This window comes from Knoellia locipacati, assembly GCF_044791685.1.
Classification (GTDB): domain Bacteria; phylum Actinomycetota; class Actinomycetes; order Actinomycetales; family Dermatophilaceae; genus Knoellia; species Knoellia locipacati_A.
Genome location: NZ_CP087730.1, coordinates 2,884,833 through 2,899,179, shown reverse-complemented (window position 1 = coordinate 2,899,179; position 14,347 = coordinate 2,884,833). Strand labels below are relative to the sequence as shown.

The window sequence follows — 14,347 nt, the reverse complement described above, 5'->3', positions numbered from 1 at the left end:
CAGGATTCAGTCCTTGACCGCCCCCTCGAGCATCCCGGCGATGAAGTGCCGCTGGAGGAAGAGGTAGACGATGACGACGGGCAGCGCCACGATCGTCGCTCCGGCCGCGAGGAGGGCATAGCCCTGGGTGTACTGGCCGGAGAAGAAGCCGAGCCCGAGCGGCGCGGTGCGCAGGGCCTCGTTGGTCGGGACCATGACGAGCGGGATGAGGAACTCGTTCCAGGTCCACATGAAGGTGAGGACCACGAGGGTGACGATGGCGGGGCGGGCCAGGGGCACGAGGACCTGCCACAGGATGCGGCCGGTCGAGGCCCCGTCGAGCCGGGCGGCCTCGACGATGGAGCGCGAGCTCGACCGGAACGCCGCACGGAGCCAGAAGGTGCCGAACGCGACCGACTGGGCCACCTGCGGCAGGGCGATCGCCCAGAAGGTGTCGGTGAGCCCGACCGAGCGCAGGTCGAAGAACAGCGGCACGACGATGGCCTCCGCCGGCATCATGATGCCGATGAGCATGAGGTAGAAGAGCGCGTCGGCACCACGGAAGCGCATCGTCCCGAGGGCGAAGCCGGCGAGGACCGACAGCACGGTGCTCACCGCGACGACGAAGGTCGACACGAGCAGGCTGGTCCGCAGGTAGGAGCCGAACCGTCCGATCTCCCACGCCTGGGCGAGGTTGCCCAGCCCACCCTGGGCCTCGGCGTCGGGTTGGAGCCCGGCGACGACGATGCTGAGGATCGGGTAGATCGCGAACACGGCGAACGCCAGGAGGATGACGTAGTTCATCGTCCGCTCGGAGGTCGAGACGCGCATCAGTCGGCCACCCTGTCGCCGACCCGGGTGATGACGAAGCTGATCGCGAAGATGATGGCGGTGAGGCAGACGCCGATGGTGCAGGCCAGCCCGACCTGACCGATCTCGAACGCCTGCCGGTAGACCTCGTAGCTCGGCACCGTCGTCTGGTGTCCGGGCCCTCCGGACGTCGTCATGTAGATGAGGTCGAAGGTCTTGAGGGCGGCGATCACCGTGAGGGTCAGCGCGACAGCGATCTCGCCGCGCACCGACGGCAGGGTCACCGCGAAGAACTCGCGCACGGCCCCGGCGCCGTCGAGCCGGGCCGCCTCGTAGAGCTCGCGGGGGATGCGACCCATCCCGGCGAGCAGCAGCACGGTGACCAGCCCGCTCTCGAACCACGTCCCGATGAGCCCGACCGCCGGCAGCGCGAAGGCGTACTCCCCCAACCATCCCCGCGTCCACGACTCGAGGCCGACCGACGTGAGCACCGAGTTGATCGTGCCGTCCGGTGCGTAGATCCGCCGCCAGGCCACGGCGATGACGACCATCGCCACGACCTGGGGCAGGAACACCACGGTCCGGAAGAACGACAGCCCTCGCACGCTCGCCCGGTGCAGGACCGATGCCAGGACGAGGCCGACGACGAGCGGCACGACGGCGAAGAAGAACATGAGCACGAGGGCGTGGCCGAACGACGCACGCAGCCGCTCGTCGGTGAGCACCTCCTCGTAGTTCGACAGGCCCGCCCACGTCCCGACGGTGAGGCCGTCCCACTCGAAGAGCGAGAGATGGACGGCGCGCAGCAGCGGGTAGAGGGCGAACACGGCATACACGAGGAAGGCCGGGAGGACGTAGAGGTAGCCGATCCGGCGAGGCTCCCCCGGCGGGCCGAGCGAGCGGGTGCGGTCAGCCATCACTGGGCGGTGAAGTCGCCGTAGTCCTTCTGCAGCGCCTCGAGGGCCTTCTCGGGAGCGGCCTTCTTGGCGAGGAGGTCCTGGAGCGTGGCGCCGAGGGTGTCGCCCATCGTCGGTGTGGCCCAGTCGAGGTAGGGCACGAGGCCGTCGCTCTCGGAGACCTCACCGAAGGCCGTGAAGACGTCGGTGGCGAGGGCGTCGGGCGCCTTCTGCTCGGCGGTCTCGACGACGGGGAGGTTGCCGTTGTCCGCGAGCACCTTCATCGCCTCGGGGCTCGTGATGAAGTTGATGTATGCCGCGGCGGCGTCCTTGTTCTTGGCCTTCTCCGTGATCGCGAAGGGCAGGCCGGACCCACCGGTCGTCACGGGCGTGCCTCCCGCCTCGGGAGCCGGCGGCAGCATGAACTTCACGTCGGTCTTCATCGCCGACGAGAGGTCGGCCTGGAGCCAGGAGCCGGCGATGAGGAAGAGGCCCTGGCCCTTGGTGAAGTTCTGCCACGCAGGGTCGTAGTCCTGACCGTTGAAGCCGGCGTTGAAGTAGCCCTTGTCGACCCAGTCCACGAGGGTCTGCGCTGCCTTCGTGTTCTCGGGCGACGTCCAGCTGCCTCCGGCCTGCCCGAAGCCGAGCTTGCGGATGTCCTCGGCCTTGGTGAAGCGGCCCTGCACGACGCCGAACACGTGGCCGGCGGGCCACTTCTCGAGGTTGCCGAGGACGAGCGGGACCTCACCCTTCGTCTTCGCGGTCGCGAGAGCCGCGTCGAACTCCGCCCAGGTCTTCGGCGGGTTGATCCCGAGCGTCTTGAGCTTGGCGTCGTTGTAGAAGATGCCGACGACCTCACCGACCTGCGGCATGCCGAAGAGCGACCCGGAGCCGAAGGTCTTGCCGTCGGGCGAGTAGGACGCGACGTTGCGCACCGACTGCGCGTAGCGCTTGTCCCACCCGTATGCCGCGGCGTAGGCGTCGAGGTTGACCAGCTGCTTGGCCTTGACGAACTCCCCCATCTGCGAGCGCGTGTTGTTGGCCTGCACGACGTCGGGGGCGTCGGCGCCGGTGAGGGCCAGGCGCAGCGTCTTGACGAGGTCGTCGAAGGAGCGCGAGACCCGCTTGATCTTGATGTTGGGGTACTTCTTCTGGAACTCGGCGTTGAGGGTGGACATCTGCTTCTCCTGGCCCCCTCGCACCTCCTGGTCCCAGACCGTGAGGGTGACGTCACCGAGCGAGGCTGCGTCGGTCTTGACGGCACCGGGCGTGGGGGACGCGGAGCCGTCCGAGTCGCCGTCGGACCCACCGGGTGCGCACGCCCCGAGGGCGAGTCCTGCGCCGGCGAGGAGGGCGACCAGCGTGGTGCGGGTGCGGTTCATGGAGTCTCCTTGATGAGCGGTGTGGTGTCGGCAGTGTCGGGCGCGCCGGGAGTGTCGGTGCTGGCGGCCTGGGCGTCGGACAGTTTGGCGATCGTGGCTGCCGCCCGTCTCACCGCACCCGACGGCACGTCCGCGACGAGGTCGTCGAGGAAGGCGAAGCGGCGCTGGACCGACCGGGCGGCGGCGTTCGAGGTCGGCTGGCGGCGCACGCGCTGCCACCAGTCGGCGATGTCGCCCCAGCCCGGTGCGGCGAGCGAGCCACCGAACTCCTGCACCGCCAGGCTCGAGCAGAGGGTGGCGAAGTTCATCCGGTCGAGCAGGGGCCACCCGGCGAGGGTGCCGACGAGCATGCCGGCGTCGAACACGTCACCGGCACCCGTCGGGTCGATGGCGTCGACACGCAGCGCGGGGACGACGGCCTCCTCGCCGGTCCCGGAGTCGATCGCCACGGCGCCGTCGCGACCGTTGGTGACGACGGCCAGGGGCACGAGGTCGGCGAGGGCGTAGAGCGCGTCGTGCGCCGAGTCCGTGCGGGTGTAGGCCATGGCCTCGACCGCGTTGGGCATGAACGCGTGGCACTCCTCGAGCTGGGCCAGCACGTCCGGGGACCAGAGTCCCGTGGGGTCCCAGCCCACGTCCGCGAAGAGCAAAGCGCCCTCGGCCGCCGCCCGGTCCGCCCACTGGCGTTCGGGGTGCCCCTGTCCGAGGGGACGCTCGGCGTCGAGGTCGAGCAGGACCGAGCGTGCCCGCGGGACGACGCCGATCATGTCGGTGGCCGACTCGGGGGCGGCGTGGCCATGGGTGATCATGCGGCGGTCGCCGTTCACCGACACCGAGACCGTCACCGGCGTGTGCCAGTGGGGGTAGCGACGCGACCGCGAGAGGTCGATGCCCTCCTGCTGCTCGAGGGAGCGCCAGCAGAACTCGCCGTAGTCGTCGTCGCCGAAGGCGGCGCCGATCGAGGTCTTGAGCCCCAGCCGGGCCGCGGCCACCCCGAGGTTGGCGATGCCGCCGGGGCACGATCCCATCCCCTCGGCCCAGACCTCCGTGCCGCTCTTGGGCATCGCGGCGAGGCCGGTGAAGATGATGTCCAGGAAGACTGTGCCCTGGACGAAGACGTCGACCTCGGGGTCGTCGGCACGCCGAAGTGAGGCGAGCGGGTCGTACGTCTGGTCCACCGGCACTTCGTCATCGTGGCCCGTCGACGACGTCTTCGCAAGACCTGGGTGCGCGTTCTTGCGCGTTTTGTGATGCGCGGGCGTGCTGGAGGGGTCTCGTCGCTGCGCAGGCATGGCTGAAAATGCTCACTCTTGGTACCTTGCCTGACGTGAAGGTGCAGCGGCACAGCGAGATCGTCGCCCGGGTGCGGGAGGGCGGCACCGTGTCCGTCAGCGAGCTGTCGAGCGCGCTGGACGTCAGTCCGTCCACGATCCGGCGCGACCTCCACCAGCTCGACCGGGCGGGCGTCCTCACGCGGGTGCACGGGGGGGCCGCGGTCACCGCCTCGGACCCTGACCGGCTGCGGCCGTTCGACGCCGTGGCCAGGGCCGATGCCGAGGCCAAGGCGCGGGTGGCGGTCGCCGCGGCCCGACGGGTCCGCGACGGCGAGGTCGTCGCCCTCGACATCGGCACGACGACGGCCCGCCTCGCCCAGGAGCTGCGGGGTCGGTCGATCACCGTCGTCACCAACAGCCTGGCCGTCCTCGACGCGCTGCGCGACGACGAGGCCGTCGAGCTCATCCTCCTCGGCGGCATGGTGCGCCGGTCCTACCACTCGCTCGTCGGCGTGCTCACCGAGGACGCCGTGCACCAGATCGGGGTCGACCGCGCCTTCATCGGCACGAGCGGCATCGCGAGCGGCGGCCAGGTCATGGACTCGACGTTCGTCGAGGTCCCGGTCAAGCGGGCCCTCATCGCCGCGGCCCGCCAGGTGGTCGTCGTGGCCGACGGCCACAAGATCCCGGGGTCGGGGACCCTTCGGGTGTGCCGCGTCGACCAGGTCGGCGTGCTCGTCACCACCGAAGGTGCCGATGAGCTCATCCTCGAGGAGTGTCGCGAGCGCGGCGTGGAGGTGGAGATCGCATGAAGCTGACGATTCTCGGCGGTGGTGGGTTCCGGGTGCCCCTCGTGCACGGTGCCCTGCTGCGCGACGACTCGGACCAGCGGGTGACCGAGGTCGTGCTGCACGACCGCGACGAGCAGCGGCTCACCGCCATGGCGCTCGTCCTCGAGCAGCTCGGCGCAGGGCACGACGGAGCCCCAGCGGTGACGACGACCACCGACCTCGACGATGCGCTCCGGGGCGCCGACTTCGTCTTCTCGGCGATCCGCGTCGGTGGCCTCGTCGGGCGCACCCTCGACGAGCGCGTCGCCCTCGACCTCGGCGTGCTCGGCCAGGAGACCACCGGCCCCGGTGGCCTCGCCTACGCCCTGCGCACCGTCCCGGTCGCCCTCGACATCGCGCGCCGGACCCGCGAGGTGGCCCCCGGCGCGTGGTTCATCAACTTCACCAACCCGGCCGGCATCGTCACCGAGGCAATGCAGTCGGTGCTCGGCGACCGGGTCATCGGCATCTGCGACTCGCCGATCGCGTTGGCGCGCAGGGCGATCGGAGCACTGGGCCTCGACCCGGGGACGACCGAGATCGACTACGTCGGCCTCAACCACCTCGGCTGGCTCCGGGCCCTGCGCACCGACGGGGTCGACCACCTCCCACGGCTGCTGGCCGACCCAGCAGCGCTCGAGACGCTCGAGGAGGGACGGCTCTTCGGAGCCGAGTGGCTCGCCGCACTCGGGGCCATCCCCAACGAGTACCTCTACTACTACTACTTCTCGCGAGAGGCCCGGGCCTCGATCCTGGCGGCACCCCGGACTCGTGGCGAGTTCCTGCGCGAGCAGCAGGACGCCTTCTACGCGACGGTGGCCAGGGAGCCCGGGGGGGCCGCAGCCGAGTGGCACCGTGTGCGCGAGCAGCGCGATGCCACCTACATGCAGGAGGCCCGCGCGGAGGACGAGCAGCGCGACGAGGCCGACGTCTCCGGCGGCGGCTACGAAGGCGTGGCGCTCGCCATCATGGGTGCCATCAGCCGAGGTGAGCGCTCGTCGATGATCCTCAACATCCGTGGCGACGATGCCGTCACCGGCCTGCCGCAGGGCGCCGTCGTCGAGATCCCGTGCACCGTCGACCGCGACGGACCCACGGCCCTGCCGCTGCCGCCGGTCGAGGGACACATGCTCGGCCTCATGCAACAGGTCAAGGCCGTCGAGCGGCTCGTCATCGAGGCCGCCACGACCGGCTCGGAGGCGGCCGCCCTCAAGGCCTTCGCGCTGCACCCGCTCGTCGACTCCGTCTCGACCGCCCGCGCCCTGCTCCAGGGCTACCGGCGTGCCCACCCCGCCATCGACGAGCTGCTCGGTCGCTCCTGAGCGGGTCCGGCAGGAGCGTCAATGGCGGACGATCTCGCCGTCGTCGAGCTCGATGACGTGGTCGGCGCGGGCCGCGGCCTCCGGGTCGTGCGTCGCCATGATGACGATCGCACCGGCGTCCGCCTGAGCCCTCATGAGGTCGAGGACGCGCTCACGGTTGTCATGGTCGAGCTCGCTCGTGGGCTCGTCCGCGAGGAGCACGCCGGCGCCGATCGCGAGCCCGCGAGCCACTGCCGCGCGCTGCTGCTGACCGCCACTGAGCTCCTCGACGAGGTGGGTCCCGGACTCCCCGAGGCCGACCGCGGCCAGTGCCGCGGCCGCGCGCTCGGCGGCGTCCGCCGGCGCGTGACCGCGCGCACGGAGCGGCGCCAGGACGTTCTCGTATGCCGTGAGCACGCTCGCGAGCCCGTTGCCCTGCGGGATGATCGCGACCGCACTCGGGTCCCTCTGCACCGAGCCCCCGCGACCGAGGTCGACCTCACCCGCGGCGAGCGGGACGATGCCGGCGATCGCGTTGATGAGCGTGGTCTTGCCGGCGCCGGAGTGACCGGTGACCGCGACGAAGTCCCCGGGCCGCGCCGTGAGCGAGACCCCACGCAGCGCCGTGACGTCGCCGTAGGTGACGCCGACCCCGCGGACCTCGACCACCCGTCCGTGTCCGTTCTCGGACGGCTGGCCACGGTCCGGCGTGCCGTGCCGCGGCTCAGAGTGCCTCCCCATCGGGTCCCTCCTCGATCTCGTCCCTGACGAGCGTCCAGCCCTGGTCCGACTCGACGAGCCGCACGAGGGTGCCCGGCGCCAGGCTCTCGAGCACGTGCGGCGGCAGCGGCACCGAGCCGTCGGCCGAGACCACGGCGAACTCCTCGCCCTGACGCCCCTCGGCGCCGACCCGGCCGTCCCGGATCGTGACCGTGCGCGGCATACGGGCCGCCACCTCGGGGTCGTGGGTGACGACGATGACCGTCGTGCCCCAGGTCGAGTTGATGTCGCTCAGCGCCCGGAGCACCTGGTCGCGTGCCTCGTGGTCGAGCTGGCTGGTCGGCTCGTCGCCGAGCAGCAGGCCCGGACGGGTCGACACCGCCACCGCGAGCGCGCCGCGCTGGAGCTCGCCCGGCGTCAGGGACGAGAGGGGCAGGTCGGCGCGCTCTCGCAGGCCGACGAGGTCGAGGACCTCGTCGACGGGTACGGAGTCGGTCCTCCTCCTCCGCCGAGAGCCCTGCACGAAGGCGATGTTCTCGCGCATCGTCTTGTGCGGGATGAGGTTGCGCGACGCACCCTGGAGCACGATGCCGACCTCACGTCCCCGCAGCGCGTCGAGCGCGGACTCGGACATCCGCGACAGCTCGTGGTCACCGATCCGGATGCGTCCCGCACTGGGGCGCAGCAGCCCGCCGAAGAGCGTGAGGAGGGTCGACTTGCCGGCCCCCGACGGGCCGAGGAGGGCGAGCATCTCGCCCGCCTGCACCGAGAGGTCGACGCCGGCGAGCGCGGCGACGTCGTGGTGCTCGGCCCGGTAGATGTGCACGAGGCCGGCGGTGAGCACGGGCAGTCCGTTCACCACGCCTCCCGCAGCCGCTCGATGTCGCCCCGGCTCGAGGACCGCAACGCCAGCACGGAGGCCACGAGCCCGAGCACGAGCGCTGTGGCGACCCACGCACCCGCCATGACAGGCCACGCCGGAGCGAGGTCCAGCGCGGGCACCGGTGCCGGGGTGTCGAACAGCGGGATGAGCGGCATCGCGATGACGGCACCGGCCACACCACAGCCGGCACCGACGACGGCCCCGAGGACCACCGGCAAGACGGCCTCACGGACGGTGGCCCGGCGCAGGTCGCGAGCGGACACGCCGGCGACCCGCAGGGCGGCCAGGTCCCGGGTCACGACCCGTCCCGTCGTCATCGCCACGACGACGAGCATGACCGCGGCGAGCAGCAGGGACAGCAGCGCCGTGAAGAGCCCGAGCAGCAGACCCCACCCTGTCGCGGACTCGTCGAGCAGGCGCTTGCTCTCCGGCAGCGACCGGGTCGAGAGGACCTCGAGGCCCTTGTCGGCCAACGCTCGCTCGGCGCCGGCCACGCCGCCGGGGAAGCCCTGGTCGATCCAGACCTCCATCGAGCCCGTGGCGGGCAGGCGACCACCGAGGCGCAGCATGAGGTCGAGGTTGACCAGGGCGCCCCGGTTGCCGACGAAGGGCAGCGCAGGGACGCGCTGGGCAGCCGTGGCCGCGGTGGTCCGACCGGCGAGGCTCTGGATGTCGAACCGCTCGGCGGTGCCGCCCGACGGGATGCGTCCCGACAGCAGCGCGGGGACGACCTCGGGTGCGTCGGCCCGGCTCACGGCGGCGTTGCGACCGGTGTTGGAGACGGTGAGCCGAAGGCCGCCTCCGGGTGCGGCCGCCAGCGTGATCGTGTCCTCCTGCGGGCCGTCGACCTGGATCGGCATCCCCGTCGCGGGGTCGATGACGACACCCTCCCCGCCGCTCGGTGCCCGGATGCCACCGCGGGGTTCGATCCAGCCGGACACGTCGTCGATGCCGAGGTGCCTGCCGTCGAGCGCAAAGCCGGACAGGTCGACCGTCCCACGCACGGCGTCGAGCTGCTGGGCCTGCGCGAGCTGGACCCAGACCGACTGGAGCCGGCAGCCGGCCGGACAGAGGAGTGGTGCGTCGACGGTGCGCGTCCCCGTGCCGGTGTGGGGCAGCGCGCCGAGGTCGCGGGTGAGGACCTCACCCTCCGGGGTCGTCACGGTGATGCCGACCCGGAGCGGCTGCGCGTCGACCTGGCCCGGCCGCCACTCCGCCGGCGAGACGCCCTGAGGAACCGGACCGAAGCCGAAACCCACGGGCGAGAGGTCGAACGCCACCTTCGCCGTGAGGCGGTCCCCCTCGAGCATCACCGGGTCCTGGTCCGGCAGCTCGAGCGCCTCGAGGTCCAGCCCCACCTGCGCCGGCGGCGCCCAGGCGATGCGGCGCAGTTCCTCGGGCCGGGCCGCGATCGTCGTCGTCGAGTCCGGGTCGCGCTGCGCGACGAAGCCCACGGGCATCGCGTGCTCGCGCTGACCGGCCGGCAGCTGGGCGACGGCCCGCGCGACCGCCGTCGGGTCCTTCGATCCCGTGCGCAGGGCGGCGAACGCGCCGACGGTGACCTTCGCCCGGTTCTCGCGGTTCCGGTCCGCCACGGCGACGGCGTTCGCCGCGAAGACGACGAGGGCCGACACAGCGGTCACGACGAGCAGGACGTGCCGGGTCGTGGGTCTGCGGCCGATCGCCAGGCCGGCCAGCCCCGAGCCGAGGGCACCGGCATCGAGGGCACGCCGGCCCAGCCGCGTCGCGAGCACGACGACGACGACACCGAGCAGCGCTCCTGCAGCGAGGGCCAGCAGGGTCGGGGTGAGGATCGCCATCGGCCCCGTCACCTGCCCGGTGAGGATCCCGACGATGCCGACCGCGGCGAGCACGACGAGGACGGTGTCGCCCACCCGGAGTCCCCGCGACGTCGGCGCAGGTGGGACGCTGCGCAGCAGCGAGGCGATCGGTTCGCGCAGGACGGGCCGCGCGGCGGCATACACGACCGCGAGCGAGGCGAGGCCGGCAGCGGCTGCGGCGACCGGCACCTGCCAGCCCAGCTCGAACGGCACACCGGGCGGCAGGACCACGCGGCGCACGAGCTCGCCGAGGCCGATGGCGATCAGCACGCCCATCGGCAGGCCCAGAAGGACGGTGAGGCCGAGCTCGGCGATGACGAGCCGGCGGCTCGCGTCCCGGCTGCGTCCTCGCAGGCGCGCGACAGCGATCTCGGGGCGGCGCTGCGCCACGGCCGCCCCCGCGACGAGGACGAGGACGGCCAGCGCCACCGCGACGAGCTGGGCGATGAGCAGGGGCACGAGCTGGCGGACGAGGCCCTTGCCGTCGTCGACCTGGCGCGCGATCTCGGGCAGCGGGCTGTCGACGGTCGCGAGGCTCGCCGGGCGCAGCTCGCCGACCGCCGTGCCCGCCGCTCCCAGCGAGTCGAGCGTGATGGTCGAGGTGCGCAGCCGGTAGTCGACCGAGAGCTGCGCGTCCCGCCATCCCTGCTCGAGGCCGGCGGGCGCCACGACGAAGTCGTCGATGCCGGCCACGAGGTCGCCGTAGTCAACCACCTTGCCCGACTTGCCCTGGAGCTCTGTGCGCAGCCAGTAGTCGGGGTCCGCCCTGGCGGTGTAGATCCCCGTGACCGTGTAGGGGGTGGGGGCTCCGTCGTCGGTGGGGACGACGAGCCGTGTCCCGAGGGTCCACCCCCAGGCCTTGGCGTCGGGGTCGGAGACGAGGAGGTCGTCACCGTCGGCCGGGCAGGCGCCGTCACTCAGGCTGAGGTGCTCACAGACCTCGTCGCGGGCGACGAGCCGGACCGGCGAGGGCTTCTTGCCCGCCTCGGGCACGACGTCCGTGTTGGCCGTCGTCATCGAGATGCCCGGCTCGTACCACTGGTCCAAGGAGGGCGGCATCTCGTCCTCGACCGCGTTGGCGCTGAGCTCCGGGTTCTGCGTGCGGGTGGCGAGCACGCCCAGCTTGAGGTCGGCCGCCTCGAGCCGGCCGAGGGTCGCGCGGAGCAGGGCCTGGTCGATCGACCGCGAGAACAGCGGCGCGAAGGCGGCGCAGGTCGCGACCAGCGCCGAGATGAGGACCAGCACGAAGGACTGACCACCGCGGTAGCGGATCGCCTTCCACATGCTGAGGGCCCCCCGGTGTCAGGCGTTGCGACGAATGGCAGTCCCGGTCACGCTAACCGCGCCGTCGACCCCGCTGCGTCACTCGCGCCAACCGTGACGATTTCGAAACGTCGTCCCGGACGAGCCGGCTCACGTGCCGGACTGCTGGGCGATCGTCGCCTCGAGCCGCTCGAGCTTCCCCTCCAGCTCGCCCGTCCGCCCGGGCCGGATGTCGGCCTTGAGGACGAGACCCACGCGGGGGCCGTGGGCGGACAGGGCGTCGACGCAGGCCTTGACGACGGCCATGCACTCGTCCCACTCCCCCTCGATGGTGGTGAACATCGCGTCGGTGCGGTGGGGCAGGCCGCTCTCGCGGACGATGCGCACGGCCTCGGCGACCGGTCCGGTCACCCCGCCCTGGTCGTCGGAGGCGGACGGGGACACGGAGAAGGCGACGAGCATGGCCCTACCGTATGCCGTCCGGCTCAGCCCGGTTCGGCCCGCCTCGGAGCGGCTCGGCCCGCCTCGGCCCGCGTCAGAGTGCCTCTGGCGCGAGGAACGCGTGGACGAGCGGCACGACCCCGGCGCCCTCACCACTCGCCGAGGCGACGCGCTTCATCGAGCCGCACCGGATGTCACCGGCGACGAAGACCCCGGGCACGGTCGTCGCGTAGGGCTCCGGCGGGCGACCGCCCTGCCACGACTGCCACGGGGTGTCGGCGCCGGACAGGACGAAGCCGAGGTCGTCACGGCCCACCTCGCGCGGCAGCCAGTGACAGGTCGGCTCGGCGCCGAGCAGGAGGTAGAGCCCGGCAGCCTCGACGCGCTCGTCCGTGCCCGCGTCGACGTCGCGGAGGGTGAGCCACTCGAGACGACCCTCGCCGCCGCCGTCGGTGACGACGGTGCGCGGCCGGACCGAGATGCGCGGGTTCCCCTCGAGCTCGCGGATGAGGTAGCTCGACATCGTCGCGGCGAGGCCCTCGCGACGCACGAGGATCGTCACGCTCTGGGCGAAGCGCGAGAGGTGCACGGCCGCCTGGCCTGCACTGTTGCCGCCACCGACGACGAACACGTCCTTGTGCTTCACCTCGCGAGAGGTGCTCGCCGCGGCTCCGTAGTTGACGCCCCGCCCGACGAGACCCTCGAGTGCCTCGACGCCGAGCCGTCGGTAGTCGACCCCCGTGGCGATGAGCACCGTTCGGCCGCGCACGCTGGCCGCGCCGAGCTCCACGACGTGGCAGCCGTCCGGACCGTCACCGATCCTCAGGCCGGTCACCTCCTGTCCGGCGAGGAAGCGCGCACCGAACCGCACGGCCTGCGACCGCGCCCGCTGCGCCAGCCGCATCCCGGAGATGCCTCGCGGGAAGCCGAGGTAGTTGCGGATCATCGAGCTCGTCCCGGCCTGCCCGCCGATCGGCCCCTGGTCGATGACGAGCGTGTCGAGCCCCTCGGACGCCGCGTACACGGCTGCACCCAGCCCAGCGGGACCGGCGCCGACGACGACGAGGTCGCAGATCGCGTCCTCGCTGATGTCCGTCGGCCGCCCGTAGAGGACGGCCCCGAGGTCGGCGTTGGACGGGTTGGACAGCAGGTAGTCGTCGTTCGGCGCCTGGAGCAGGGGCAGGGTCGCCTCCGGGCCCGCAGCGGCGAGCGCCGCCACCCCGGCGGGGCTGTCGGGCGAGTGCACCGTGTTGGGCAGGCCCATCCGGTCGAGGAAGTCACGGATCCGGCTCAGGTCCGGAGAGGGCCCATCCGCGATGATCCGGGTCCCGTCGATCTCCGAGTAGCTCACCGACTGCGCCCAGTCCGACAGCGTCTCGGAGATCGCGGTGTGGAACTCCTCGTCCCGAGCCCCCTGCGGCAGCATGAGGTAGAGGTCGAGCCGGCCCTCGGCGAGGCTCTCGCGCAGCTGGGCCACCGACCCCCGGAACCGTTCGACCGGCACGTAGACGAGCCGTCTCGCGCTCGGCATGAACTTCTGGAACTTGGCCAGCAGGTGGGTGGCCTTCTCCCCGCCGGCGAAGAACTCGCACGCCGCGAGGGCCACCGGACGCCGGCCGGTCTTGAGGTCGGTGAGGACCTCGATCGTCTCCTCCATGGTCGTCGGGGCGATGATCTCGTACTCCGACGCGTAGCGCTGGCTCAGGACATCCACCATCGCCTGCCGGTACTCGGCGCCGAGAACGACGATGACCGGGGTCGGACGCGTGTCGGGAGGAGTCACCCGGATCACGCTACTGGCGACCCGGCTCCTGCGTGAGCCGCTCGACCACCAGGCTCGCGGCGGCATACACGTCGGTCGTGCCGGAGGCGACTGCCGAGGCGACGTCGTCGGGGACGAGACCACCGTCCTCGCCACCCATGCGTCGGCGCAGCTCGGCCAGCGCGATCGCCTCGATCTCGGACCGCGCGCGCCGGCTCCGCCGCGCGTCGAGGGTGCCGGACTCCTCGAGCCAGCGGCGGTGTGCCGCAAGGGACTCCACGAGCTCCCGTATGCCGTCCCCACGACTCGCGACCGTCCTCACCACCGGAGTCCGCCAGTCCACCGAGCGCTCGCGGTTGCCGAGCTGGATCATGTGCCGCAGGTCGCGGACGGTGTCGTCGGCGCCGTCACGGTCGGCCTTGTTGACCACGAAGACGTCGCCGATCTCGAGGATGCCCGCCTTGGCCGCCTGGATCCCGTCGCCCATGCCGGGCGCGACGATGACGACGACCGTGTCGGCACGTCCCGCGACCTCCACCTCCGACTGGCCGACTCCCACCGTCTCGAGGAGGACGACGTCGAAGCCGGCGGCGTCGAGGACGCGCAGCGCCTGGGGCGTCGCGAACGACAGCCCGCCGAGGTGACCGCGAGAGGCGACCGAGCGGATGAAGACGTCGGGGTCGGTCGCGTGGTGCTCCATCCGGATGCGGTCACCCAGCAGCGCACCGCCCGAGAAGGGCGACGACGGGTCGACCGCGAGGACCGCGATGCGCTTGCCCTGGGCGCGCAGGGCGCTGATCAGGGCAGCGGTCGTCGTGGACTTGCCAACCCCGGGAGACCCGGTGAGGCCGATGACGTGGGCGTGGCCACCGTGTGGTGCCAGCGCTGCCATGACCTCGGGCAGGGCGGGGTGGGCGTCCTCGACGAGCGAGATGAGCCGGGCCACCGCACGCGGACGCCCCTCC

General features: G+C 72.1%; 12 protein-coding genes. 2 read left to right on the top strand and 10 right to left on the bottom strand.

Annotated elements, in window-relative coordinates; translation table 11 throughout:
- Positions 1–6: 6 nt before the first annotated feature.
- Genes LL946_RS13565 through LL946_RS13550 form a run of 4 tightly spaced genes read right to left on the bottom strand, consistent with a single transcriptional unit; the run spans position 7 to position 4,251 of the window.
- Positions 7–810, bottom strand: coding sequence for a carbohydrate ABC transporter permease (locus LL946_RS13565; RefSeq protein WP_404381484.1), 804 nt, complete (start codon positions 808–810; stop codon positions 7–9).
- Positions 810–1,706, bottom strand: a complete 897-nt coding sequence (locus LL946_RS13560; RefSeq protein ID WP_404381482.1) for a carbohydrate ABC transporter permease — start codon at positions 1,704–1,706, stop codon at positions 810–812. Before LL946_RS13560 ends, LL946_RS13565 begins: the two co-directional genes overlap by 1 nt.
- Positions 1,706–3,067, bottom strand: coding sequence for an extracellular solute-binding protein (locus tag LL946_RS13555; protein ID WP_404381480.1), 1,362 nt, complete (start codon positions 3,065–3,067; stop codon positions 1,706–1,708). Before LL946_RS13555 ends, LL946_RS13560 begins: the two co-directional genes overlap by 1 nt.
- Positions 3,064–4,251 carry a PfkB family carbohydrate kinase gene (locus LL946_RS13550; protein ID WP_404381478.1) on the bottom strand — a complete coding sequence of 396 codons (1,188 nt, stop codon included), beginning with the start codon at positions 4,249–4,251 and terminating at the stop codon, positions 3,064–3,066. The genes LL946_RS13555 and LL946_RS13550 overlap by 4 nt, the downstream gene beginning before the upstream one ends.
- Positions 4,252–4,394: 143 nt before the next feature.
- On the opposite strand from LL946_RS13550, the gene LL946_RS13545 reads away from it, so the two are divergent.
- Positions 4,395–5,153, top strand: coding sequence for a DeoR/GlpR family DNA-binding transcription regulator (locus LL946_RS13545; protein ID WP_404386903.1), 759 nt, complete (start codon positions 4,395–4,397; stop codon positions 5,151–5,153).
- Positions 5,150–6,493 (top strand): 6-phospho-beta-glucosidase, encoded by a 1,344-nt coding sequence (locus tag LL946_RS13540; protein ID WP_404381476.1) that lies wholly within the window; start codon positions 5,150–5,152, stop codon positions 6,491–6,493. Before LL946_RS13545 ends, LL946_RS13540 begins: the two co-directional genes overlap by 4 nt.
- 18 nt (positions 6,494–6,511) lie before the next feature.
- Here the strand turns inward: LL946_RS13540 and LL946_RS13535 are convergent, their stop codons facing one another.
- From LL946_RS13535 to meaB, 6 genes are all read right to left on the bottom strand, one after another.
- Complete coding sequence (locus LL946_RS13535) at positions 6,512–7,213, bottom strand: ABC transporter ATP-binding protein (RefSeq protein WP_404381474.1); 702 nt, start codon at positions 7,211–7,213, stop codon at positions 6,512–6,514.
- Complete coding sequence (locus LL946_RS13530; RefSeq protein ID WP_404381472.1) at positions 7,197–8,051, bottom strand: ABC transporter ATP-binding protein; 855 nt, start codon at positions 8,049–8,051, stop codon at positions 7,197–7,199. The genes LL946_RS13535 and LL946_RS13530 overlap by 17 nt, the downstream gene beginning before the upstream one ends.
- Positions 8,048–11,200: an FtsX-like permease family protein gene (locus LL946_RS13525; RefSeq protein ID WP_404381470.1), complete on the bottom strand. Its 3,153-nt coding sequence runs from the start codon at positions 11,198–11,200 to the stop codon at positions 8,048–8,050. The genes LL946_RS13530 and LL946_RS13525 overlap by 4 nt, the downstream gene beginning before the upstream one ends.
- Before the next feature lie 129 nt (positions 11,201–11,329).
- Complete coding sequence (locus tag LL946_RS13520) at positions 11,330–11,641, bottom strand: MTH1187 family thiamine-binding protein (protein WP_404381468.1); 312 nt, start codon at positions 11,639–11,641, stop codon at positions 11,330–11,332.
- 73 nt (positions 11,642–11,714) lie between these two features.
- The gene (locus tag LL946_RS13515; protein WP_404381466.1) at positions 11,715–13,403 is read right to left on the bottom strand and encodes an FAD-dependent oxidoreductase; all 1,689 of its coding nucleotides are present in this window, start codon (positions 13,401–13,403) and stop codon (positions 11,715–11,717) included.
- A gap of 10 nt (positions 13,404–13,413) precedes the next feature.
- Positions 13,414–14,328, bottom strand: coding sequence for a methylmalonyl Co-A mutase-associated GTPase MeaB (meaB, locus tag LL946_RS13510; protein ID WP_404381464.1), 915 nt, complete (start codon positions 14,326–14,328; stop codon positions 13,414–13,416).
- Positions 14,329–14,347: the final 19 nt, after the last annotated feature.